Below are 21,034 nucleotides of genomic sequence, written 5' to 3'. Positions count from 1 at the left end.
CGTGCACGGGACGCACAAATCGACAACAGCACGCAAATTCTCCCCGCATTTCCAAGGTACCTCGCAGTGGGGGCCTTGCCGCAAGGCCCCCGTCCGGCCGCATACTGGCCGTCGAACAGAACGGGGACGGTATGCATGACGCGGTGATTGTGGGCTGCGGACCCACGGGGTTGATGCTGGCGGGCGAGCTCCGGCTGGCGGGAGTGGACGCGGTTGTCCTGGAGCGGCGCCCCTCCCCGGAGCTGGCCGGCTCGCGCGGCGGCGGAATCCATTCGCGCACTATTGAGCTGCTGGACCAGCGCGGCATCGCGGAGCGCTTCCTCGCCGCGGGCAAGACCGTCCAGACGGCCTCCTTCGGCAATACGCAGCTGGACCTGGGCGGGCTGCCCACACGTCACCCGTACACGCTGGCGTTGTTCCAGAACCACATCGAGCGGCTGCTGCTGGAGTGGGTGGAGGAGCTGGGCGTGGAGATCCGGCGCGGCGTGGAGGTCACCGGAGTTTCGGCGGACGACGACGGCGTGGAGGTCCAACTTGCCGCCGGCGGACCTGTGCGGGCCCGCTACGTCGTGGGTGCCGACGGTGGGCGCAGCATGGTGCGGCGGGCAGCGGGCATTCCGATGGTGGGTCCGGATGCGACGCGGAGCAGCCTGATCGCGGAGGTGGAGGTGGCGGGGGAGCCCGTTCAGCAGGGGAAGGTGGACGGGCGCGGTATTCATGGGCTGTACCCGATGGGCGGCGGTGTGGTCCGGGTGGTGGTGACCGAAGGCTCCCTCGGCCCGGCCACCGAGCCGACCCTGGCGGAGCTGCGCCAGGCACTGACGGACGTCTTCGGCACCGACTTCGGGGTCCACAGCCCCACGTGGCTGTCGCGCTTCACGGACGCCACCCGGCAATCGGAGTCCTACCGGAAGGGCCGGGTGCTGCTGGCCGGTGATGCCGCCCATGTCCATTCACCCACGGGCGGGCTGGGCATCGGCCTGGGGCTGCAGGACGCCGTCAACCTGGGCTGGAAGCTGGGGCAGGTGCTGCAGGGCATCTCCGGCGCCGGGCTGCTGGACACCTACCACGCGGAGCGCCACCCGGCGGGGGAGCGGGCGCTCAAGTACACCATGGCCCAGTCCCTCTTTCAGAAGTCCGATCCGCGGCAGGAAGCCCTGCGCGACCTGCTCGGCGAGGTGCTCCGCGTTGACGGTGCGGGAGCTCCGATCGCGGCACTCATCACCGGGCTCGACGTCGCCTACGACGTGGGTCCGGGCCACCCGCTGCTGGGCCGCCGGATGCCGGACCTGGACATCACCACTGGCGCCGGGCCGGCCAGGGTGTACGGGTTACTGCACCGGGGCCGTCCGGTGCTGCTGGAATTCGGTGGCCCGGGGCTGGAACCTGGCGCGTGGGCCGGGTACGTGCAGCACGTCCGGGCAACGTACGACGGCGCGTGGCAGCTTCCCGTGCTGGGCGCGGTTGCCGCGCCAACGGCAGTCCTGGTCCGGCCCGACGGTTACGTAGCCTGGGTGGGCGAAGGCTCAGCGGACGGGCTCGCCGAGGCCCTCGGCACGTGGTTCGGCAAATTTGGGCCGGTGAAGGGTTCATGAGCCCTCCGGGCGCCACAGATGCATTAATCGCAGGAAGTTGAGCAAAAACTGCGGGACCGCCCCCTATTGCCAGGCGGCACGGGTTTGTTAGGCTGATCCCCGGGTCAGGCAGGCGGCCCATCTGTTGCTGCCTAAGGAACCCTTCTCCACAGCCACCCCGACTCGTTCCGGGCCGCTGGCCAACCATTCCCAGGCATGCGACAGTCCGTGAAGCCGACGCGGATGTGGCCCAGGGTATCCAATTTTCGGGGGTGGGCCACATCCCGTCTTACACTCCGGGGACCAGCAGCGTCGCTGGCCCCCGGGCCACGGACTCTTCAGTCGTCGAAGTGGGCCTTCGCATCCTTGCGGCCTGAGAAGCGGTTCACCAGTCCCTCGGCGAGCTCGTTGAGCTTTTGGTTCCTGCTGTTGGAGGCGCTGCGGAGGACGTCGAACGCTTCGTCCTTGGTGCACTTGTTTTGCGCCATGATGATCCCGCAGGCCAGGTCGATGACGGTCCTGGTGTCCATCGCGGCTTTCAGGTTGTCGGCGCGCTGCTCCGCTGATGCAATCCGCACGGCCAGCCGGAGCGCCTTGCCTGCCATGTGGCCGAACCTCGCCGCGTCGGCGACCGCCCGCTAACTGAAGAGTCCGCTGACGGGAGCAAAGAAATCGAGGACCGCGCCGGCGTCGTTATCCAGTTTCATGGGTACGCCCAGCGAGCTGGCGACGCCCGCGGCGGAAAGCGCCGTGCGGTACTCAGGCCACCGCGGGTCCGAGGACACGTCATCCAGCAGGACAGGAACCCCGGTTTCGAGGGCCTCGATGCAGGGCCCGTCTCCCAGCGATTGTTCAATCCGGTCCAGCACCACGGCCCTGCTGCTGCTGCCGCCGATGGTGGCGGTGCGTTTGCGGCGGTGCAGGGTAACGGCGCACTCGATGGGCTCTCCCGTGGTGCTGGTCATGGTGGCCGCCGCATATCCGGTGAGGTCGTCGAGGACGGATTTGATGTCCTCCATTCCGGCGATGAGGTCCACAAGCTCTTCGAGGTCTTCTGCCATGTCCTGGTCCACCATGCCTTCAATGTAGAAGCGGCGGCCAGCCTCCACAAGGGCGCTCCGGACCCTCTCTTGCCAGCCGCCGCCCAGCTGCCGTACAGCGCAGTTATGGAAACGTTATATATGCTTGCTTAGTGGTTTTGAGGTCAAGCAGCGCAAATTTGTCAGCACCAGCAGGTCCGGCGGCGCCCGGAACAGGGCTCCTCGCCGGGCGCAAGCATGCCCTGGACGGGCTCCGGATCATCGCCGTTGCCGGCGTGTTTTTCTTCCATACGGCAACCGAGTCCATGCCGGGTGGCTCCATCGGCGTGGACGTGTTCTTCACGCTCAGCGGCTTTGTGATCACGCTGCTGATCATGAAGGAACGGATCGCCACCGGCAGGCTGCACCTGGGCATCTTCTACGCCAAGCGCCTGGCCCGCCTCTGGCCGGCGCTGTTGGCCCTTTGCGCTGTGATCGTGGCGGCAGGCGTCGTGTTTCCCGACTCAGGCTGGGGCGGGCAGGCGGGGTTTGTCCTACCCGCTGCCGGCTACGTGATGAACCTGGCGCATTTTGGCATGTTCGGCGACTCCATTGCCGGCGAAACCCTGGGCCCCACGTGGACGCTGGCCGTGGAGGAGCAGTTCTACCTGGTGTGGCCGCTGCTGTTGCTGGTGATGCTCCGGTTCTGGAAGGTCCGCACCACAGCCATCGCCACCGTGGCCCTGGCCGCAGGCTTCGTGCTGAACCGGTTCCTGCTGGTCAACGCGGGCAAGCCGCTGGACCGCATCTACAACGGCCCGGACACCCGGGCCGACGAACTGCTGATCGGCTGCGCGCTGGCGCTGCTGTTCACCGCGGTGCGGCAGGGTTCCCGGCTGCACAACGCCATGGCATCGGTGGCCCGCTGGGGTGCCCCGCTTGCCGGCCTGGCCCTGGCGGCCGCGCTGTTCCTGCTGAAGGAGCCCGATACCCCCGGCGCCTGGTTCAACACGTTCTGGACGGTGGGCCCCACGGCGCTCGCGCTGATCTCGGCCGTCTTGATCGGCTCGCTGGTCCTGCAGCCTGCCGGTTTCCTGTCGCGCATCCTCAGCCATCCCTGGCTGGCCCGCCCGGGCCGCGATCTTTCCTACGCCATGTACCTCTGGCACCTGCCGGTCTACCTGCTGCTGATGCCCCTCATCCCGGCCCTTCCGCTCCGCATCGCCCTGACCGCAGCCTTCACCGTGCTGCTGGCGTACGCGTCCTTCCGCTTCGTTGAGCGGCCGCTCCGGCTCTGGGCGAACCGGAAGCTGGAGCCCGCCGTCGTGCCTTCCTCCGCCGGCCCTTCCCGGGCATCCGTAGGGGCGTCAGCAGGCTAAGTGCCGCTGGTCCTCTGTCCGCTGCCTGAAAACCCGTCGTTCCTGACGGTTGGCAGGCCCAGGGGCTGTCCGCCGGCAGAAGCGGACGCGGGACTGGACGCGGAGCAGCCCGGGCAGCAGCCCGTACTTTCTTCCAACGCGTCCACGCGGGGCGGAACAGCGCAGCAGGAGTCCCCGCGCCAGGCGTTGATGCCTTCACGGACGGCAATGGCGGCGATGACCAGTGCTGCTCCGGCGTCGGCCCACCACCAGCCCAGGCTGCTGTTCAGGACCAGGCCCACCAGCAGCACTGCGGAGAGGTACGTGCACAACAGCGTCTGCTTGGAGTCCGCTACAGCAGTCCTGGAGCCAAGTTCCCGCCCGGCACGGCGCTGCGCCCAGGACAGGATGGGCATGATGGCCAGGCTCAATGCCGCAATGATGATGCCCGGCACCGAATGCTGCGCTTCCCCGGCCCCGACCAAGGACCGGATGGCATCCACCGCCACGAAGGCGGCCAGGGCGAAGAAGGAAACGGCGATGATCCGCAGCGTCAGATGCTCGCGCCGCTCGGGGTCCTTGGCGGAGAACTGCCAGGACAGCGCCACGGCGGAGGCCACTTCGATCACGGAATCCAGGCCGAAGCCGATCAGCGCGGAGGAATCAGCCGCGCCGCCGGCCCACAGTGCCACGATGGCCTCAATGATGTTGTAGGTGATGGTGGCTGCTGCCAAGAGCCTGATCCGCCGGGTCAGAATCCGCCGGCGATCCGTGCTGGGTTCAGTAGGTGCCCCGGTCACGCCAGGCACTCCCCGTCAGGCGCGCAGCACGCAGGGTCAACAGCCAGGACAACGTTCAGCAGGTCCTTGATGGCATGACCGATCTGCGCGTCCGCCAGCTCGTACCGGCTCCGCCGCCCATCCGGCACGGCAACCACCAGGCCGCAGCCACGCAGGCAGGTGAGGTGGTTGGACATGCTTTGGCGGGACACCTTCAGGCTGTCCGCCAGGTCCGAGGGATAGGACGGCGACTCTGCAAGAGCCAACAGCACCCGCGCACGGGTGGGGTCCGAGACCGCATAGCCGAAGCGGGCCAGCACGGGCGCATGGGTGAGTGTCTGCATCCTCCCAAAGTACAGCCGTTGCTGTATTCAGGCAAAAATGGATCCCTTGCGTGGGCTGGTTTAGTAGCCGGTGGGGTTGGCTGACTGGCAGGTCTGGTCGCTGCCGGTCTGCGCCACCACGCTGCCGGAGGAGTCAGCGGACGACGGCGGTGCAGCGGGCTTGTCGCCGGTGGCAAAGTCCGTGCCGGCGTACAGCTGCACGCCCTGGATGTTCGCCACCTGCTGGACGCTGGTGGCCGGCAGGCCGAACAGTGCCGCCACATCGGCAGCGACGTCCTCGAACCCGGCGGAGTAATAGACCATGGTCTGGCTCTGCGCCTGGGCCTGCAACTTGGTCAGTTTGGTGAAACCGGCATCCGAGAGCAGGCCGGCAATCGCGTTGCTCCGGCCCGTGACCCCGGTGCCGTTGGCGATGGAGACCGGCTGCAGCGACTTGTCGTAGGCCGGGGCGGCGGGTGTTGCGGGCGTCTCCGTGGGCGCCTCGGGGGCAGGCTGGCTCAGGTCCGGGCTGTTGCGCAGAGCGGCGAAGAAGTTGGACGCCGCCGGTTCATCGAGGGTCAGCCGGTTGGGGTCCTGCGGCGACGGCACCGTGGGGGTGGTAATGAAGTTGATGTTGGCTGGATCGATGTTCTTCAGCCGGTTGGCGATGGTGAGCAGCGACGGGATGGAGGACAAGCCCGAATCGACCGTCAGGTTCTTGGTGATGGTATCGGCGATGGTCAGCGTCTTCTGCGGGTTGCCCAGGGTTCCCTCGGACTTGAGCTTGCGGCTCAGTGAGGCCAGGAAGCCCTGCTGGGCCTGGATGCGGCCCAGGTCCCCGCCGTTGGCGAAGGCGTGCCGGGTGCGCAGGAACGCCAGCGCCTGGTCGCCCTGCACCTGGGACTTGCCAGCGGGCAGCGTCAGGTGCGAATCGGGATCGTTGACGGCGGCGGTGACACAGACCTCCACGCCGCCCACTGCGTTGGAGAGCTCCTTCACGGCGTTGAAGTCAGCCATCATGAAGTGGTCCACTTCCAGGCCCGTGAGCTTGTTCACCGTGTCCACGGCGCAGCCGATGCCGGCCTGGGCCATGGCGCTGTTGATCATGGCGCTCTTCTGCTCGGGATACTTCTGGTTGGTCTTGGAATCCGTGCACGCGGGCACGTCCACCAACAGGTCACGGGGGAAACTGATGACGTTGACGTGCTTGTTGTCCGCCGAGATATCCAGCAGCATCATCACGTCCGACTGCCCGTACCCGGAGGACTGGTCCGCCGTGCCGAACTGGCTGTTGTTGCCTTCCCGCGTGTCCGAGCCCAGCACCAAAATCTGCAGACGGTCGGTGCTGTCATTCACGGCGCCCTCGGTGCGCTGGCCGCCGGCGGTCAGCTCCGAGGTGCTGATGTTGGACTGCAGGCGCCAGGCCCAGTAGCCGCCGAACGCCAGGACGCCCAGGAGCAGCACCGACACCAGTGCGGTGACGGCCTTGACCCAGCGCGGGGCACGGCGGAAGGGGCGACGGCGGCGGGAACTGGCCGCGTACAGCTCGCCTTGGCCTGGGTAGGCGGCGGGGCTGGCGGCTTCCTGTTCCGGGCCGGGGGATTTTTTGGAACCGAACACGACAAAATGACCTTCGGGAGGGGACAGGTTTCCGCTACGCTACACGCCCAAGCTGGCAATTCGCCCAGAACACGTGGCCTGGCGGGTGTCCCGGTGCCGTGCACCGGGCGCAGGGGCGTACTCTTTCTTCTCGGCGGTACCCGCCCCGGAGATGGGCCCGGCCATGGGGGAAGCCCTGGTGTGCAGGCTGAGGAACGGACAGATGAATACAGGACAAAAGCAGCGCGGGACGGGCCGTCCTGCCCGGCGCGGGTTGGGCAAACTGGCGGTGTGGCTGGAGGACGACTCCCCGGGACGCCTCCGGCCGCTGATCCTGGCGGTGGTCCTCACGCTCTCGGCGATCGGACTCGTGGAGGTGGCATCGGCGTCGTCCGTGGAATCCGTGGCGGCAGGAAACAATCCGTACGATCTTCCCCTGAAGCAGGCCATGTGGACCGTGGCCGGCGTGGTGATCATGCTGGTGCTGGCGCGCATGTCCGTGCGGCGGATCCGCTGGCTGGGCTGGCCGCTGCTGATCGGTTCCCTGTTTGCCCTGCTGCTGGTGTTCACGCCGCTGGGCATGTCCGTGAACGGCAACCGGAACTGGCTGAGCGTGGGAGGCTTCACCGCGCAGCCGTCCGAGTTCGCCAAACTGTCGCTGATTGTCTGGGGCGCCGGGATCCTGGACCGGAAGCAGGCCCTGCTGGGGCAGTGGAAGCACGCGGTCATCCCGCTGGGACCAGCCGGAGCACTGATCATGGGCATCGTGGCGCTGGGGCACGACCTTGGCACCACCATGATCATCATGATGATCCTCGCCGCCACCATGTTCTACGGCGGCGTGCGGATGAAGGTGTTCTCCGTGGCCGGCCTGATCTGCGCGGCGGGCGCCCTGGTACTCGCAGCCACCAGCGGCAACAGGATGGGCCGGATCTCCTCCTGGCTGGGCATGGGCTCCGACGAGGACGCGCAGGGCATGGGCTACCAGGCGCAGCACGGCGCCTACGCCCTGGCCTCCGGCAGCTGGTTCGGCGTGGGCCTGGGGCAGAGCCGGCAGAAATGGAACTGGATCCCGGAAGCCCACAACGACTTCATCTTCTCCATCCTCGGCGAGGAACTGGGCCTGGCCGGTTCGCTCCTGGTGCTGGGCCTGTTCGCCATCCTGGCCATTGCCGTGTTCAAGACCATTGCCCGCACCACGGACACGTTCTCGAGGACCGTGGCCTGCAGCGTGATCACGTGGATCCTGGGCCAGGCCGTGATCAACATCGCCATGGTCAGCGGGCTGCTGCCCGTGATCGGCGTGCCGCTTCCGTTCATCTCCTACGGCGGTTCAGCCATGGTCTCCTCCCTGGCCGGGATTGGGGTGATCCTTGCCGTGACCCGTCCGGAAGGAACTGCTCCCCCCGTCCGCCGCGGCGCCCGCCTGGGCCGGGCCCGCTTGCGCGGTGCCGGACAGAACGGTGCCGGACAGAACGGTGGCGGGCAGAATGGTGCCGTGGCTGATCGTGCGGTGAAGCAGGTCCGGGAGCATGCCCACCAGCGCTAGCGCCGCCGGGAGCGTTCCCGCGGCGCCCATGACCGCCATCCGCTTCATCCTGGTCTTCGGGATCATCAGCGCCCTGATGGACATGGTGTACGAGGGCGCACGGAGTGTTACCGGCCCGTTCCTCGGTGCGCTGGGCGCGTCCGCGCTCCTGGTCAGCGTGGTCACCGGCGCCGGGGAGGCTGTGGCCCTGGTCCTTCGCCTGGTGTTCGGGCGGCTGGCGGACAGGCCCGGGCTGCGGTGGGCACTGGCGATCAGCGGGTACGCGCTGACGGCCGTGTCCGTGCCGTTGCTGGGAATCACTGACGCGCTCTGGATTGCCTGCCTCCTGGTCCTGGCGGAACGGCTGGGCAAGGCCGTCCGGAGCCCGGCGAAGGACACCATGCTGGCCGAGGCAGGTTCGGCGCTGGGCCAGGGCAAGGCGTTCGCACTGCACGAGGCGCTGGACCAGGTGGGAGCGCTGCTGGGGCCGCTGCTGGTGGGGGTGGCCCTGGCGTTGTCGGGCAGTTATGGTCCGGGGTTCCTGCTGCTTGCTGTTCCAGGCCTGGCGGCCATGCTGATTCTCTTCCGGCTGCGGCGAAGGGTCCCGGATCCGGCCGTTTACGAGGCGGCGGACGCATCACCGGCCACCGCGCTCCCTGCTCCTGGCGGACCCGGTCCCGCTTCCGTGAAGGCTGTTCCCATGCCCCGGCAGTACTGGCTGTATGCCGCGTTCAGCAGCCTGACCATGTTCGGCTATGCAACGTTCGGGCTGTTGTCCTTCCACCTGGTGGCCACCGGGCTCCTCCCGCCGGCGGTGGTCCCTGTCCTCTACGCCGCGGCCATGGGGGTGGACGCCGTGGCCGCCCTGGCCTCCGGTTGGCTCTTTGACCGGGTGGGGCTGAAAGTCCTTCTGGTCCTGCCCGTCCTGGCGGCTGCGGTGCCGTGGCTGGGCTTCAGCAACAACACGGCGCTCGCGGTCACGGGGGTGCTGGTGTGGGGAGCGGCCATGGGCGTCCAGGAAAGCACCATGCGGGCAGGCGTGGCGGGCCTGGCTCCGGCGGCACGGCGGGGGAGCGCCTATGGAATGTTCACTGCGTGCTACGGCCTCGCCTGGCTGGCCGGGAGCTTCCTCATCGGTGTGCTGTACGAGTACTCAATCCCTGCCCTGGCCATCACCGTCACGGCAGTGCAGGCAGCCGCTTTGGTGATCTTCGCCGTCGTCCGTCCTCATGCCGTGCGCCCCGGGCTGCAGTCTTCGGGGAACGAACCTTCCTAGGCGACCGCTCCGGCGACCTCGGGGCATTCAGCGCAGCGGACGTCCGCAACCAGGGAACCGGCGTCGTCCTTTTGGAAGTGGGTGACGTGATTGGTGGTCCTGCCGCAGGTGGGGCAGAAGCTCTGGCTTTGTTTAGTCCACATGCATGAATAATACGGAACACCGTGGTAAAGGAAAGATTGCCCACCTAAACCATGTGGATTTCCGCATGCCCCGTGACCGGATCTTGACCAAAGCTGCTGGCGATTCTTCAGCGAAGACTGAGTTTCGCGGCGTAGTTTGGGCGCATCAGGCAGTTCGGAGGCAGGACGGAAGGAGCGCAGGACAATGACCATCACCGATTACATCGTGGCTCTCGGCGGCATGCTGGCTTCACTCGGATGTGCAGGACTCGTGGCGGCCGGACTTATCAGGGCGCGGTCGCGGCACCAGGCATAACTCCCGCGGACCACAAGGAAGCTCGCTGCAGTTCCTAGGCAATCGCCGGGGGTTCGAAACGGGTTCTGGGCGCACCACTGGGCATCGCCTTCAGGATGCCGTCCGCCACGCTGCGCACCTTCAGGTTGCGGTTCCGTGAGGTGCCGGCGAGCCTGCTGAAGGCTTCGGCGTAGGAGCAGCGGTTTTGCGCCATCAGCACGCCGCAGGCAACGTCGATGCTGGTCCTGCTCTCCAGTACCTGCTTGAGGTTGTCCCCCGCACGGATTACGCCGTGCACGTCGAGGGCCAGTTTCAGGCTCTGTGATGCCACCTCGCCGAACCATGACGCGTCAGCGAGGATCCTGGCGGGGAAACCGTAGTCGGGTGGGCCCAGGAAAACGAGGGCCGCGGACGAGCCGGGCTGCAGTTCCAAGGGGAGGGCAAGGGCTGCGCCGAGGCCGTGCTCCAGTAACCGCTTCCGGTAGGCCTGCCAGCGTGCGCCTGCCTGGCCGATCACTGTCGGAGCGGCCAAGGCGGAGCCCAGTGCCGTGGGGCCGTCCACGTGCTCGTCCTCCGAGGCTGCAAGGGCGGCGGTGCCCACCGTGCTTCCGGCTGTGACGGTACAGGACCGTTGCCGGTGCAGCACGGCTGCGCACTCAACCGGCGTGCCCGCCGTGGTGCTCATCCAGCGGGCCGCTGCGCCGGCGAGTTTTTGCAGGGACTCTGCCTCGCCGTCGGCCCCTGTCACTAAATCCAGCAGGAACCCTTGCCGGTCGGGCCCCTTATTATCTGCCGGGCCAAAAGCCACCCTGCACCCCCATCTGCGATTGCCCCGTGGCCGTACTGCCTTGGGGGTTGCACAAAAACCTATTGGGCCCGCGCGGCAGCGGCACGAGTAGCCGGTACTCTACTTTTCCTGCAGGCCCTCCGCGGGTACCCGTTCGGCCGTTGACCCGTGGAGCCACCGCCGCGGCAAGTGGGCTACGATGGGTTTGTTAGACGGCCAAGCAAGTAGGATATCGAAGGAATTCGCATGAACCCGCACGGTGCAAGCGAAGGCTACTGGTACCCACCCCGCGAGGGCGCGCAGCCCGGTGCTGTTGACGTCATTAACGCCCTCAGGGAGTTCCGGACCTCTGAAAGTGCCATGAGAAGGCGCACCCGCTCCTCCGCCGCGATGGGGGAGACCGACCTGTTGGCGCTTCGGTACCTGATCGATGCGGAAGCTGCCGGCGTTGGCATCCGCCCCACCCAGCTTGCGGCCCGCCTGGGCATCACCTCCGCGTCCATGACCAGCCTCGTTGACCGCCTGGTGGCAGCCGGCCATGTGACGCGTGAGCCCCACCCCTCCGACCGGCGGGCTGTCATCATCCGGCCCACGCCCGGTGCCGACGAGGAGGTGCGGCACAACCTTAACCAGATGCACAAGCGCATGCTTGAGGCCGCCGAGTCGCTTTCGGTGGAGGAGATCAAAGCGGTGATGCACTTCCTGGGTTGCATGCGCGAGGCTGTGGATGCGGTGGTACCCGGTGACGTGGTGGGCTTGCGCTAGACAAGCGGCTAATCCTAGTTAGACTAGCTACATTGTTTAGAAACTATCGGATGGCGGATCGCATGACTGCAGTACTTGAACCTCAGGCAGCGGGACAACGGATCCGCGTCCAGGCCGATGACGTATTTCAACTCCAGCCGACTGAACCCAGTGCGTTCGATGAATCCCCGGTGTCCGCGCTGCTGGACGGTCCGGCGCCGGCCATGGACCTTGACGGTCCGGCCGCACCCTTCCATTGCGGCGTGGCAATGACCTCCGGCCCGGTTCCGATCGCGTCCCTGGGGTGGGCGCCGCTTGAGCTCGGTGCATCGGAATGGTCCTGTACCTGCGGCTACACGGAGGACGGCAGCCCGGCCGGCGACCCCCTGGAAGCAGTCCGGCTGGCTTCGGCACGGGTGGAGAGCCTTCAGTGGGAGCTCGACGCTGCGCAGGAGCAGTTCGGGAATGCAGTCAGGAACGCCTCGAAGCACGGCGCGGGGGAGGGGGCCCTGGGCAGGGCTGCCGGCCTGAGCGCGGTGGAGCTCCGGGAATTCCTGGATGGCGGATCACCGCTGATGTAAGTTTTGGGCCCCGCGGGGCCCGGGGGCTCCGCACAGCCCCGAAGTGCAGCCATCCGTCTGTTCAGATGCAGCTGCACTTCGGGTTGTTGGAGCGGTGGAAGAAGTGGTTGGCGGCCTGCTCTGGCCCGAAGCGTGGGCGCGGCGAGCGGCCGGGAGTCCTATGCGGCGAGGCGGGACGGCGCGGTGCGTGGATGCCGGCGGTCGGCCAGCACGCTGATGGTGCATGGTGCCTGGTCCGGATCGATCATTGCTGGCAGCTGCCCGCTCTCGGAAGCGGCGTGGAGCATATCCAGCGCTTGCGGATCCACCCAGGCGCTGGAGATATCGAGCTCCAGGTCCAGGCCTCCCCTGAGGGAGTTGGCGCGCTTTGCCACTACGTAGAGGGCGTTGATGCTGTGGATGGTGATATGCCCCTTTGCAATCACCTGGGCCTTGCTGTGGTCCAGATCGATCCGGACCACGATGTTCAGCTTAGAGTTCAAGATGTAAAGCCTTCCCCGGCATTGGCTGCGACGCTGCAGCTTCTTGCATGGCCTGTTTGCTTAAGCCTCAATTAGATTAGGCAACCGATGTGATGTGCGCAACACGGTGACGTTTATTACATCGACCGCAGTTTCCTATCACTTTGGGGTTCGCCAGTTGGCAGCCCGGACCGCTGCTTGGCCGTGGCCCGCCAAGCAATGAAACAATCGGACGGGGTGATCAGGGCACGCACAGAAACTACTGACCACCCGACTCCTGCCCGCGCAGCCCGCGGACGCACCGCAGTACCGCCACCGAAGGACACGCAATGAGCAAAGAACAGCTGATCATCATCGGCTCCGGCCCCTCGGGCTACACCGCCGCCATCTACGCCGCCCGTGCCGGACTGAACCCCCTGGTCCTGGCCGGTTCCGTCACCGCCGGCGGCGCGCTGATGAACACCACCGAGGTGGAAAACTTCCCGGGTTTCCCGGCCGGCGTCCAGGGCCCCGAACTGATGGACGGGCTGCAGCAGCAGGCGGAAAAGTTCGGCGCGCGCATTGAGTACGACGACGCCACGTCCGTCGACCTGAAAGGTCCCGTCAAGCGCGTGGTCACCGGCGGCGGGGAGACCTACGAGGCCCAGGCCGTCATCCTGGCCACCGGCTCCGCCTACAAGGAACTCGGCCTGCCGGAGGAGAAGAAGTTCAGCGGGCACGGCGTCTCCTGGTGCGCCACCTGCGACGGATTCTTCTTCCGCGAGCAGGACATCATTGTGGTGGGCGGCGGCGACTCCGCCATGGAGGAAGCAACCTTCCTGACCCGCTTCGGAAAGTCCGTCACCGTCGTCGTCCGCAAGGGCGAACTGCGCGCCTCCCGCATCATGGCGCAACGCGCCAAGGACAACCCCAAGATCCGCTTCGCCTGGAACTCCGCCGTCACCGCCATTCACGGCGACGGAAAAGTCAGCGGCGTCACCCTCACGGACACCCGCACCGGTGAGACCCGGCACCAGGACGCCACCGGCATCTTCGTGGCCATCGGCCACCTGCCGCGCACGGAACTCGTGGCAGGCCAGGTGGACCTGGACGACGAAGGTTACATCAAGGTGGACGCGCCCACCACGTGCACCAACCTGCCCGGCGTCTTCGCCTGCGGCGATGCCGTGGACCACCGCTACCGGCAGGCCATCACCGCCGCCGGCACCGGCTGCGCCGCTGCCCTGGACGCCGAACGCTTCCTGGCCGCGCTTGAGGATGCCGCAAGCATCGCCACGGCGCTGGTGGAGGAGCCGACCCACAGCTGAACAGTGTGCAGCGGGAACGCTCCCCAGGTCAGACGACTTCGGGGAGCCTTCCCGTTAATACGGAAACGGGGGCCGATGACCAGCGCTCGCGTTCCGGCTCGTACGAGATCACCATGGACGCGTCGCTTTCGCGCGCCTCGTCGATGGCCAGCAGCAGGGCGTCCTCCATGTGCCTGGCATATTCCAGCCGCTCGGGCAGCGAACCCTGCAGCCCGCCGTCGTCAATCAGTACGTGGCCCTTGCCGTCCACGATGACCTTCAGTGAATACCCGCGGTCCTCGTGCAGGGACCCCCGGGTGGATGAAATCTCGGTGACTCGGTCTGACCGGACCAGCCCGTTGCCCAGCGTGCGGATCCATACTTCACCCATGAACTGACCTCCCCTTGGATTGGGACGCGCTTCAGTGCCCCATAAGGCGAACGCTACTCCTCGCCGGGCCCTTTGTGACCCCCACAATTTTGGGGAGCCTGCCATGGAATGTGACATATGGCCGGCAAGTAAAGTTATGGTGGGTGCCTTGCTTTCGGCTGGGTTCGGCTGACTTGAGAAGGAAAATATGTGGTCAAAACTGGATACGTATCTCTTTCCGCTCCAGCCTCCGGCGCTGTGTCCCTCGGGGACCTTTAAACTGCACGTCCCCTCCGGAAAGATGGAGTGGTCCGAAGGCATGTACGGCATCCACGGCCTTAAGAAGGGCGATGTGGTGCCTAGCTGGGAACTGTTCATGGCCCACAAGCACCCGCTGGACCGGGAGCCGGTCCGTGCCCTCTGGACGAACCTCCTGGACGGCGGAGGCCAAGGGGCCCTGCTCCACCGGGTCATAGACGCCCGGGGCAGGGAACAGCGTGTCTTCTCCGCGGTCCAGGCCGTTGCAGAGCCGTCGGGGCAGGTGGAGTATGTCCGCGGATTCATGGTGGACGTGACCCAGAGCCTGCGCATCGAATCCCAGCACGCGGCGGAGGAAGCGATCGAGGGTGCGTACGGGCACAAGGCCCTCATTGAGCAGGCCAAAGGCATCGTCATGGCACTGCGGGGTGTGGACGGCCAGGCGGCCTTCCAGGTCCTGGCCACCCGAAGCCAGCACGCCAACACCAAACTGCATATCGTCGCAGAGGAACTGGTCAACGCGGCGGCGGACGGCAAGGCCGCCGAGGTCCTGGCGGGTTACTGATGTTCCGCTAGCCCATTACCTGCTGGTTGACCCAGCGTTCCAGCGGCGGGACCAGCAACAACACCGCAACGCCGGCCACCATCAGCACGTGCACGAACACGTTCCACGCCGCGGTCCCCACGGTCTCCCCGCCGCCTGTTGCCGCGACCCAGAACGGAATCAACGCGACCAGGCCGAGCGCCGCCGACCCGAGGGCCGCGTATTCCCACCAGCTCCACCGGGCGAACAGGCCCCACGTGGCCACCAGGAAGCCCAGGACTGTCAGCAGCGAAAGCACCATGGTGATGCCCCACCAGATCCCGGACGTGTTCACCCCTCGGGTGGCGAACGTGGGCGTCAACCAAAGCCAACTGCTCCCGGCCATCAGGAGGGCGATCCCGCCAAGGGTGCGAAGCGTGAACATTGCCAACCACCTCCTCCAGCCAGATTCCTTTCAGCCGCAGCCCCGGAACAGGGCCAAACGGCCCGTCGTCCTGCCATGGATTTGGCGGCCCCGCTGGGTGGGACCTTCGGCACTTCCGGGCAGGCTACCCTCCGGGCCACGCTGGTGGGCATGCCGGACAGGACCATCAGCCGTAGCGGCAGCATTGGCTCCGCCATAGTCAACGCCCTGCTGCTGTACGGGATTAACGTCTGGCCCGGGTGGCGGGTGCTGCCGTTCCTGACGGCGGACATGCCCCGCGCCCTGGACCTCATCAATGCCTCCTTGATCGCGGGCATCATCGTGAACCTGGTCTGCGCGGTGATTCGCGCCAGGGCCTTGCTGGCATTGGGAAACCTGGTGGTCATGGGCGTCGGCGTGGCCGCCATGATGCGCCTCTGGGAGGTCTTCCCGTTCGACTTCGGCGCCAGCTGGTCCGGCTGGCCCGTTGTGGTACGGGTGCTCCTGGTTCTTGGGATCGTGGGCTCGGTCATCGGCGCCATTGTTGAGCTGGTCAACCTGTTCCGTGCCCTTGCCGGGCTCGAGCCGCGGGCCCGCTAAGACACCCGAGGCGCCGCGGACAGCCGGCGATGCAGGGGGTGCGGATCCGGCGGTCATAGGATAAATCTGATGACTTCCCCGGATGACCCCGAGCCCTTCAACCTGCGCAGTATTGCGGTGGCCGCCTTCGGCCCCACACTGCTTTTCGGAATCGGGCAGGGCGCCATCCTCCCGGTGGTGGCACTGTCTGCCCGCGACCTGGGCGCCTCGGTGGCGGTGGCCGCCCTGATCGTCACCCTGATCGGGCTAGGGTCCTGGTTCTTCAACCTGCCTGCGTCCCTGGTGACCCTGCGCTTCGGCGAACGCTGGTCCATCGTGGGCGCCGCCGTCGCAGCCGGCCTGGCCCTGGCCGCCGCCGCCACGTCCTCCCTCGCCCCGAACGGACTATGGCTCCTCGCCGTGGCGATGACCGTCGTCGGGATGTCTGGGGCAGTGTTTGGCCTGGCGCGGCAAAAATACCTCACCGAGGCCGTGCCCGTGGCGTTCCGTGCCCGCGCGCTGTCCACGCTGGGTGGCGTGAACCGGATCGGGGTGTTCATTGGGCCGTTCGCGGGGGCGGCGGTGATGCAGTTCTTCGGCATCGCCGGCGCCTACTGGGTGGGGGTGGTGGCCATGGCGGCCGCCGCGCTGCTGTCCCTGACCATCCCGGACCTTACGACGCCGGAGGTCCGCTTGGGTGTGGACGCGGGCCCCCAGCCCACGCTCCGCAGCGTCGCGGTATCCCATGCCGGCGTGTTCCTTTCGCTGGGGATGGGCATCCTGCTGCTCAGCGCCTTGCGGTCCTCCCGGCAGGTGGTGATCCCGCTCTGGTCCGACCACCTTGGCATGGATGCCACCTCAGCGTCCCTGATCTACGGGCTGTCCGGCGCCATCGACATGCTGGTGTTCTACCCGGCGGGAAAACTCATGGACCGCAAGGGCCGGCAGTGGGTGGCGGTTCCGTCCACGCTGCTCATGGGGACCGCGCTGCTCCTCATTCCGCTGACCGGGTCCTTTGTGGGGCTGCTGCTGGCCGCGCTGCTGATCGGGTTTGGCAATGGCATCAGTTCCGGGCTGGTGATGACCCTGGGCGCCGATTTCTCACCGGACCGCGGCCGGGGACAGTTCCTGGGCCTCTGGCGGTTCATGGCGGACGCTGGCTCCACCGGGGGACCGGTGCTCCTCTCCGGGGTGACGGCCCTCGCCTCCCTGGGTCCGGGGATCGCCGCCACGGGCGTCCTGGGCTTCGCCGCGGCGGCCGTGTTCGCCGTCGTGATTCCCCGCCTGAAGCACCGCCGCAACTACTGAGGCGTGTTTGCGGGCCCGGTTGGTGGGTAGGCGCCCCGCCGAGGTTATTCTCGACTCATGAGTGATCCCGGCGCCGCTGCCCGCATCAGTCCGCTGCAGAAGGCTGTGTGGTGGGCGCAGGACTATGTGTACGCCGCGGGCTGGCAGGTCCGCGGGTTCCTCTCGCGCGTGCAGCCGGCGTCCTTCCGCAACGGCACCCGCCCGCCTGTGGTGATCATTCCCGGCGTGTACGAAAACTGGCAGTTCATGATGCCGCTCATCCAGGCCATCCACGACGCCGGGCATCCGGTGCATGTGGTCACGGTGCTCCAACGCAACAAACTGAAGGTGCCGGACGCCGCCAAACTGGTGGCACAGCACCTGGAGGAGGCGGGGCTGCGCGATGCCATCCTGGTGGCGCACAGCAAGGGCGGCCTGATCGGCAAGTACACCATGCTGTCCCTGGATCCCGAGCACCGGATCGACCGGATGATCGCTGTGTGCTCGCCCTTTTCCGGCTCGCGTTACGCCCGGTACATGCTGCTGCCCAGCCTCCGGATCTTCTCGCCGCGGAACGCCCTGACCCTTCAGATGTCCCGCGAGTTGGCCATCAACAGCCGCATCACGTCGCTCTACGGACCGTTCGATCCGCACATTCCGGAGGGGAGCGTCCTGCCCGGGGCCACCAACATCGAGCTGCCGGTGGCCGGGCATTTCCGCATCCTCGGCGACCCCGCGACCGCCCGCATCATTGTGGAGCAGTTGAACCTTCCGGCCTGACGTCCCCGGGCAGTTGCGTTGTCCCTGATCCGCTTGGCGCTTTGGCGGCGATGCACCGGGCTATGAAGGCTGCGTCCCTGCCCACGCCGTGCACCATGGAGGATGCCAGCGACTGCTGGAACGTGGCTCCCAGGAAGTACAGTCCCGCCTGGGCTTTGGCCACCCCGCGGTCCTGGTCCGGCTCCCCGTCCGGGCCGAACACCGGCAGGTCAATCCACGCCAGGTCCGGCCGGAAGCCGGTGCACCAGATGACGTTGGCGATATCGGGTGTCCGTCCGTCAGCCAGCAGCGGCCGGCCGTCCCGGACGCCTTCCGTCCTGGGGACGCGTTCGACGCCGGCACGCACCAGGTCCCGGTTCTTCACCCTGACCAGTGGCCCGCTGTGGGCAAGGATCTGCGGGCGGGCCTTCCGGCCGGCGGGAGTGTTGAGGTTGAGGACGTGGGAGAACGCGAAGAAAACAGCGAGGGTGAGGGGCCGGGCCGCCACGGCGTCGATGGGCCAGGGGATCTCGCCGGGGTGCCGGCCGGAGAGGTAGGTCGTGCGGCCGGCGGCAAGCTCCAGGGCGATGTCCGCGCCGGAGTTGCCGGCCCCCACCACCAGGACGGGTCCTGGCGCGAGGTCCTTCGGGTTCTTGTAGCTTCCTGCCGTGAGTTGCTTGATGTCCGGGGTGAGCTGCCGTGCGAAGGCCGGCACGTTGGGTGTTCTGTCCCAGCCGGGTGCCACCACCACGTTGTCGGCTTCCAGGTATAGGCCGCCCGCTTCGATGGCGAAGCTGTTTCCGTTGTGGCTGAGGCGGTTGACCAGAACGTTGTTCCGGACCGGCAGCCCGAACTTCTCCGCGTAGCTGCTGAGGTACTCAGCAAACTCTTCACGCGACGGGTAAGACCAGGGCGGGGCAGGGTAGCGGGTTCCGGGAAGGGCATCGTACCGGGCAGGGGTGAAGAGCCTGAGGGAATCCCAGCGGGTGCGCCAGCTGTCTCCGGTCCGCGGGTTCTCATCGAGGATGACGAACGAACGCTTGGCGCGGGACAAGTGGTGGCCCATGGCCAGGCCTGCCTGGCCGCCGCCGATCACCACGGTGTCGAAGTGCTCTGACATGATGCCCTGCCCTTCCGCCCCTGTTCCGCTGCGTTGACGCCGTACGTTGCTGTCCGGGGCTTCCTGCTACAATTCATCCGAATAGTATTCGGACTAATTAAGGCTAGGCCCGGCGATGAGTGAAGTCAATGCCCCCGCACGCCGCTACCACTCGCCCTTGCGGAAGGAGCAGGCGGCCGCCACCCGCGACGCCGTGCTGGCCGCCGCCCGCGAGCTCTTCGTGGGGGAGGGGTACCGGGCCACTACGGTGGCGGGCATTGCGCGGAGGGCCGGAGTCGCCGTCGACACCATCTATGCGACCATCGGTCGGAAGCCGGACCTGCTGCGGGAGGTGGTGGAAGCGGCCATCTCGGGCACCGGCCAGGCCGTGCCCGCTGAACAACGGGACTACGTGGTCCGCCTGCGGGAGGCGAAGGCAGCGTCCGAGAAAATCTCGATCTACGCCCACGCGCTGGCCGGCATCCAGCCCCGCCTGGCGCCGGTCTATTTGGCGCTGCGCGACGCCGCCGGCACTGATCCCGACTGCGCTGCGCTGTGGACCGAGATTTCCGACCGCCGTGCCGCAAACATGCGGCTGTTTGTTAGGGACCTCGCCGCCACCGGGGAGTTGCGAACGGACCGCCCCGCGGCCGAACTCGCCGATGCGGTCTGGAGCATGAACGGGCCCGAGTACTGGGTGCTCCTGGTGGACCAGCGGGGGTGGGGTCCCCGGCAGTTCGCTGAGTGGCTGGCCGATGCCTGGTGCAGGCTGCTGCTGGCAGGGGACCGGTCCTAGGGGGCTGCCCGACGACTAGGATTCAGCAGGACCAAGGCGGCCTGTGTGGGCGGCCTGCTCATCCACGCCTGGGTTCTCCCGACGGGGTTCCTTCAGTTCGATAAAGAGGCAGTGGGTCGGGGAAGAGCCGGTGTTCGTGCCAGAATGTTCCTGCGCGTCCAGCCAGCGTGCCTGCCCCGCCTGCAGCTCGACGTCCGCTTCACGGTCCCCTGACCGGAGGCGGCGGGCGAAGGAACTGAGTGTGACCATCACGCTGTCCGGGTGGGAATGGGTGCCGGTGGTGTCTCCAGGACCGTCGCTGTACTCGAGGACGCGGACCCGGTCGTTTTCGAAGACGAGTCGGTAGTGCTGCGGATTCACTGCAATGGGATCGGCCACGGGAACCCCTAGGTGAGTTTTTTGTGGGACATCCATACCATAACGGTACGTCTGTATCATAAGTCCTGTGTCCGTACGCCACAATGAAAAATATCTGGAGACCGGCAGGACCCGGCAGAAGTCGCGCACCCGGGAAGAACTGGTGTCCTCGCTCCGGGACCTCTTGAAGGACGGGCAGGATCCGTCGGTTGCCGAAGTCGCCGCCATCGCCGGGATTTCGCGGACGACTGCCTACCGGTACTTCCCGGACAAGGAAGCCCTCCTGCACGCGGCCCTCCCAGAGACTGGGTTGGCGTCGCTGCTTGGCGAGGAGCCGCCGTCGGACGTCCGTGCCCGCCTGGTGCGCACCCTGGACGCGCACTTCGAGTTCATCCGGGCCTGGGAACCGCAGTTGCGGGCATCGCTGCGGCTGTCCCTTACCCCGGGGACCGCCCGACCCACTCTTCGCGGAGGCCGCGCTGTGGGCTGGTACCGCGACGCCCTGTCTCCGCTGGAAGCCGCCGGATCCGGGATCGACATCGCCGCCCTTGCCGTGCGGCTCCGTGCGGTTGCCGGAATTGAACCCTACGTCTGGCTGCGGGATGTGGCGGGTCTCCGGCCGGACCAGGCGTTCAGTGCCATGCGTGCCAACGCCCTGGACATTCTTGACGCCGAGATGGGCCGGCAACAGTAGCTGCCGCGGTGCCCCGGAAGGCGAGGTGCCAAGATGGCCATTTGCGATAGAAGCGCAGGTCAGACCTCGGTTGAACTTTCAAATACCTTGAGCCTTTGTTGACGTTTTCCCTCCTCGCTTCCTGAGGTTGGCCCGGCAAAGTGGTCCTCAGTTAGA

Annotated in this window: 25 protein-coding genes; 13 read left to right on the top strand and 12 right to left on the bottom strand. The window is 67.0% G+C overall.

Annotation, left to right across the window (positions count from 1 at the left end; all coding sequences use genetic code 11):
• The first annotated feature begins 131 nt into the window (after positions 1-131).
• Complete coding sequence (locus tag LDO22_RS08900) at positions 132-1,595, top strand: FAD-dependent monooxygenase (RefSeq protein ID WP_224026800.1); 1,464 nt, start codon at positions 132-134, stop codon at positions 1,593-1,595.
• 317 nt (positions 1,596-1,912) lie between these two features.
• On the opposite strand, the gene LDO22_RS21840 is transcribed toward LDO22_RS08900, so the two are convergent.
• Both LDO22_RS21840 and LDO22_RS21835 read right to left on the bottom strand, forming a co-directional pair.
• Entirely contained in the window at positions 1,913-2,179 is a 267-nt protein-coding gene (locus LDO22_RS21840; RefSeq protein WP_346347083.1) for an ANTAR domain-containing protein, read from the bottom strand.
• A 33-nt stretch (positions 2,180-2,212) separates the two neighbouring features.
• Positions 2,213-2,650 carry a GAF domain-containing protein gene (locus LDO22_RS21835; RefSeq protein WP_346347082.1) on the bottom strand — a complete coding sequence of 146 codons (438 nt, stop codon included), beginning with the start codon at positions 2,648-2,650 and terminating at the stop codon, positions 2,213-2,215.
• 143 nt (positions 2,651-2,793) lie between these two features.
• Here LDO22_RS21835 and LDO22_RS08890 point away from each other — a divergent pair, with 143 nt between their 5' ends.
• Positions 2,794-3,972: an acyltransferase gene (locus LDO22_RS08890; RefSeq protein ID WP_224026799.1), complete on the top strand. Its 1,179-nt coding sequence runs from the start codon at positions 2,794-2,796 to the stop codon at positions 3,970-3,972.
• Here LDO22_RS08890 and LDO22_RS08885 read toward each other — a convergent pair.
• Genes LDO22_RS08885 through LDO22_RS08875 form a run of 3 tightly spaced genes read right to left on the bottom strand, consistent with a single transcriptional unit; the run spans position 3,969 to position 6,673 of the window.
• Positions 3,969-4,751: a cation transporter gene (locus LDO22_RS08885; protein ID WP_159631079.1), complete on the bottom strand. Its 783-nt coding sequence runs from the start codon at positions 4,749-4,751 to the stop codon at positions 3,969-3,971. The genes LDO22_RS08890 and LDO22_RS08885 overlap by 4 nt on opposite strands.
• Positions 4,748-5,074 (bottom strand): winged helix-turn-helix domain-containing protein, encoded by a 327-nt coding sequence (locus tag LDO22_RS08880; protein ID WP_224026798.1) that lies wholly within the window; start codon positions 5,072-5,074, stop codon positions 4,748-4,750. Before LDO22_RS08880 ends, LDO22_RS08885 begins: the two co-directional genes overlap by 4 nt.
• A gap of 60 nt (positions 5,075-5,134) precedes the next feature.
• Complete coding sequence (locus LDO22_RS08875; RefSeq protein WP_224026797.1) at positions 5,135-6,673, bottom strand: LCP family protein; 1,539 nt, start codon at positions 6,671-6,673, stop codon at positions 5,135-5,137.
• Positions 6,674-6,875: 202 nt separating this feature from the next.
• Here LDO22_RS08875 and ftsW point away from each other — a divergent pair, with 202 nt between their 5' ends.
• Together ftsW and LDO22_RS08865 are read left to right on the top strand one after the other, a co-directional pair.
• Complete coding sequence (ftsW, locus tag LDO22_RS08870) at positions 6,876-8,201, top strand: putative lipid II flippase FtsW (protein WP_224026796.1); 1,326 nt, start codon at positions 6,876-6,878, stop codon at positions 8,199-8,201.
• Positions 8,185-9,456: an MFS transporter gene (locus tag LDO22_RS08865; protein ID WP_224026795.1), complete on the top strand. Its 1,272-nt coding sequence runs from the start codon at positions 8,185-8,187 to the stop codon at positions 9,454-9,456. Before ftsW ends, LDO22_RS08865 begins: the two co-directional genes overlap by 17 nt.
• Here LDO22_RS08865 and LDO22_RS08860 read toward each other — a convergent pair.
• Positions 9,453-9,599, bottom strand: coding sequence for a hypothetical protein (locus LDO22_RS08860; RefSeq protein WP_159631085.1), 147 nt, complete (start codon positions 9,597-9,599; stop codon positions 9,453-9,455). The genes LDO22_RS08865 and LDO22_RS08860 overlap by 4 nt on opposite strands.
• A 329-nt stretch (positions 9,600-9,928) precedes the next feature.
• Positions 9,929-10,621, bottom strand: coding sequence for an ANTAR domain-containing protein (locus LDO22_RS08855; protein WP_224026794.1), 693 nt, complete (start codon positions 10,619-10,621; stop codon positions 9,929-9,931).
• Between the two features lie 285 nt (positions 10,622-10,906).
• Here LDO22_RS08855 and LDO22_RS08850 point away from each other — a divergent pair, with 285 nt between their 5' ends.
• Positions 10,907-11,425, top strand: a complete 519-nt coding sequence (locus LDO22_RS08850; RefSeq protein WP_159631088.1) for a MarR family transcriptional regulator — start codon at positions 10,907-10,909, stop codon at positions 11,423-11,425.
• Between the two features lie 62 nt (positions 11,426-11,487).
• A complete protein-coding gene (locus LDO22_RS08845; protein ID WP_224026793.1) occupies positions 11,488-11,985 on the top strand; it encodes a hypothetical protein in 498 nt (165 codons plus the stop codon).
• A gap of 158 nt (positions 11,986-12,143) precedes the next feature.
• On the opposite strand, the gene LDO22_RS08840 is transcribed toward LDO22_RS08845, so the two are convergent.
• Complete coding sequence (locus tag LDO22_RS08840; protein WP_224026792.1) at positions 12,144-12,467, bottom strand: hypothetical protein; 324 nt, start codon at positions 12,465-12,467, stop codon at positions 12,144-12,146.
• A 308-nt stretch (positions 12,468-12,775) separates the two neighbouring features.
• Between LDO22_RS08840 and trxB the strand changes: the two genes are divergently transcribed.
• Positions 12,776-13,753, top strand: coding sequence for a thioredoxin-disulfide reductase (trxB, locus tag LDO22_RS08835; RefSeq protein ID WP_159631104.1), 978 nt, complete (start codon positions 12,776-12,778; stop codon positions 13,751-13,753).
• Positions 13,754-13,781: 28 nt separating this feature from the next.
• Here the strand turns inward: trxB and LDO22_RS08830 are convergent, their stop codons facing one another.
• The gene (locus LDO22_RS08830; RefSeq protein WP_159631106.1) at positions 13,782-14,123 is read right to left on the bottom strand and encodes a hypothetical protein; all 342 of its coding nucleotides are present in this window, start codon (positions 14,121-14,123) and stop codon (positions 13,782-13,784) included.
• 280 nt (positions 14,124-14,403) lie between these two features.
• Here LDO22_RS08830 and LDO22_RS08825 point away from each other — a divergent pair, with 280 nt between their 5' ends.
• Positions 14,404-14,925, top strand: coding sequence for a PAS and ANTAR domain-containing protein (locus LDO22_RS08825; protein WP_224026791.1), 522 nt, complete (start codon positions 14,404-14,406; stop codon positions 14,923-14,925).
• 7 nt (positions 14,926-14,932) lie between these two features.
• On the opposite strand, the gene LDO22_RS08820 is transcribed toward LDO22_RS08825, so the two are convergent.
• Complete coding sequence (locus LDO22_RS08820) at positions 14,933-15,328, bottom strand: calcium uniporter family protein (protein ID WP_224026790.1); 396 nt, start codon at positions 15,326-15,328, stop codon at positions 14,933-14,935.
• Positions 15,329-15,403: 75 nt separating this feature from the next.
• Between LDO22_RS08820 and LDO22_RS08815 the strand changes: the two genes are divergently transcribed.
• From LDO22_RS08815 to LDO22_RS08805, 3 genes are all read left to right on the top strand, one after another.
• Positions 15,404-15,907, top strand: a complete 504-nt coding sequence (locus tag LDO22_RS08815; RefSeq protein WP_224026789.1) for a hypothetical protein — start codon at positions 15,404-15,406, stop codon at positions 15,905-15,907.
• Positions 15,908-15,976: 69 nt separating this feature from the next.
• Positions 15,977-17,194 carry an MFS transporter gene (locus tag LDO22_RS08810; protein WP_224026788.1) on the top strand — a complete coding sequence of 406 codons (1,218 nt, stop codon included), beginning with the start codon at positions 15,977-15,979 and terminating at the stop codon, positions 17,192-17,194.
• A 57-nt stretch (positions 17,195-17,251) separates the two neighbouring features.
• Entirely contained in the window at positions 17,252-17,953 is a 702-nt protein-coding gene (locus LDO22_RS08805) for an alpha/beta hydrolase (protein ID WP_224026787.1), read from the top strand.
• Here LDO22_RS08805 and LDO22_RS08800 read toward each other — a convergent pair.
• The gene (locus LDO22_RS08800; protein ID WP_224026786.1) at positions 17,922-19,052 is read right to left on the bottom strand and encodes an NAD(P)-binding domain-containing protein; all 1,131 of its coding nucleotides are present in this window, start codon (positions 19,050-19,052) and stop codon (positions 17,922-17,924) included. The two genes, LDO22_RS08805 and LDO22_RS08800, sit on opposite strands and share 32 nt — an antisense overlap.
• 115 nt (positions 19,053-19,167) lie before the next feature.
• On the opposite strand from LDO22_RS08800, the gene LDO22_RS08795 reads away from it, so the two are divergent.
• Positions 19,168-19,827, top strand: coding sequence for a TetR/AcrR family transcriptional regulator (locus LDO22_RS08795; RefSeq protein WP_224026785.1), 660 nt, complete (start codon positions 19,168-19,170; stop codon positions 19,825-19,827).
• 15 nt (positions 19,828-19,842) lie between these two features.
• Here LDO22_RS08795 and LDO22_RS08790 read toward each other — a convergent pair whose 3' ends face one another.
• Positions 19,843-20,205, bottom strand: a complete 363-nt coding sequence (locus LDO22_RS08790) for a cytoplasmic protein (RefSeq protein ID WP_159636239.1) — start codon at positions 20,203-20,205, stop codon at positions 19,843-19,845.
• 67 nt (positions 20,206-20,272) lie between these two features.
• Here LDO22_RS08790 and LDO22_RS08785 point away from each other — a divergent pair, with 67 nt between their 5' ends.
• Complete coding sequence (locus tag LDO22_RS08785; protein ID WP_224026784.1) at positions 20,273-20,878, top strand: TetR/AcrR family transcriptional regulator; 606 nt, start codon at positions 20,273-20,275, stop codon at positions 20,876-20,878.
• The last annotated feature ends 156 nt before the right edge of the window (positions 20,879-21,034 follow it).

Source organism: Arthrobacter sp. NicSoilC5 (assembly GCF_019977395.1).
In the GTDB taxonomy this organism is placed as follows: domain Bacteria; phylum Actinomycetota; class Actinomycetes; order Actinomycetales; family Micrococcaceae; genus Arthrobacter.
Note: the sequence above shows the minus strand (reverse complement) of the source record. Positions and strands in the feature narration are given on the sequence as shown.

What these genes read in the sequence shown, in the direction of transcription:
- LDO22_RS21835 (WP_346347082.1), bottom strand. Translation starts at nt 2,650, where the DNA reads ATGGTGGACCAGGACATGGCAGAAGACCTCGAAGAGCTTGTGGACCTC.
- LDO22_RS08810 (WP_224026788.1), top strand. Translation starts at nt 15,977, where the DNA reads ATGACTTCCCCGGATGACCCCGAGCCCTTCAACCTGCGCAGTATTGCG.
- LDO22_RS08825 (WP_224026791.1), top strand. Translation starts at nt 14,404, where the DNA reads ATGGAGTGGTCCGAAGGCATGTACGGCATCCACGGCCTTAAGAAGGGC.
- LDO22_RS08865 (WP_224026795.1), top strand. Translation starts at nt 8,185, where the DNA reads ATGCCCACCAGCGCTAGCGCCGCCGGGAGCGTTCCCGCGGCGCCCATG.
- LDO22_RS08845 (WP_224026793.1), top strand. Translation starts at nt 11,488, where the DNA reads ATGACTGCAGTACTTGAACCTCAGGCAGCGGGACAACGGATCCGCGTC.
- LDO22_RS08900 (WP_224026800.1), top strand. Translation starts at nt 132, where the DNA reads ATGCATGACGCGGTGATTGTGGGCTGCGGACCCACGGGGTTGATGCTG.
- trxB (WP_159631104.1), top strand. Translation starts at nt 12,776, where the DNA reads ATGAGCAAAGAACAGCTGATCATCATCGGCTCCGGCCCCTCGGGCTAC.
- LDO22_RS08820 (WP_224026790.1), bottom strand. Translation starts at nt 15,328, where the DNA reads ATGTTCACGCTTCGCACCCTTGGCGGGATCGCCCTCCTGATGGCCGGG.
- LDO22_RS08850 (WP_159631088.1), top strand. Translation starts at nt 10,907, where the DNA reads ATGAACCCGCACGGTGCAAGCGAAGGCTACTGGTACCCACCCCGCGAG.
- ftsW (WP_224026796.1), top strand. Translation starts at nt 6,876, where the DNA reads ATGAATACAGGACAAAAGCAGCGCGGGACGGGCCGTCCTGCCCGGCGC.
- LDO22_RS08815 (WP_224026789.1), top strand. Translation starts at nt 15,404, where the DNA reads ATGGATTTGGCGGCCCCGCTGGGTGGGACCTTCGGCACTTCCGGGCAG.
- LDO22_RS08805 (WP_224026787.1), top strand. Translation starts at nt 17,252, where the DNA reads ATGAGTGATCCCGGCGCCGCTGCCCGCATCAGTCCGCTGCAGAAGGCT.
- LDO22_RS08800 (WP_224026786.1), bottom strand. Translation starts at nt 19,052, where the DNA reads ATGTCAGAGCACTTCGACACCGTGGTGATCGGCGGCGGCCAGGCAGGC.
- LDO22_RS21840 (WP_346347083.1), bottom strand. Translation starts at nt 2,179, where the DNA reads ATGGCAGGCAAGGCGCTCCGGCTGGCCGTGCGGATTGCATCAGCGGAG.
- LDO22_RS08880 (WP_224026798.1), bottom strand. Translation starts at nt 5,074, where the DNA reads ATGCAGACACTCACCCATGCGCCCGTGCTGGCCCGCTTCGGCTATGCG.
- LDO22_RS08830 (WP_159631106.1), bottom strand. Translation starts at nt 14,123, where the DNA reads ATGGGTGAAGTATGGATCCGCACGCTGGGCAACGGGCTGGTCCGGTCA.
- LDO22_RS08795 (WP_224026785.1), top strand. Translation starts at nt 19,168, where the DNA reads ATGAGTGAAGTCAATGCCCCCGCACGCCGCTACCACTCGCCCTTGCGG.
- LDO22_RS08860 (WP_159631085.1), bottom strand. Translation starts at nt 9,599, where the DNA reads ATGTGGACTAAACAAAGCCAGAGCTTCTGCCCCACCTGCGGCAGGACC.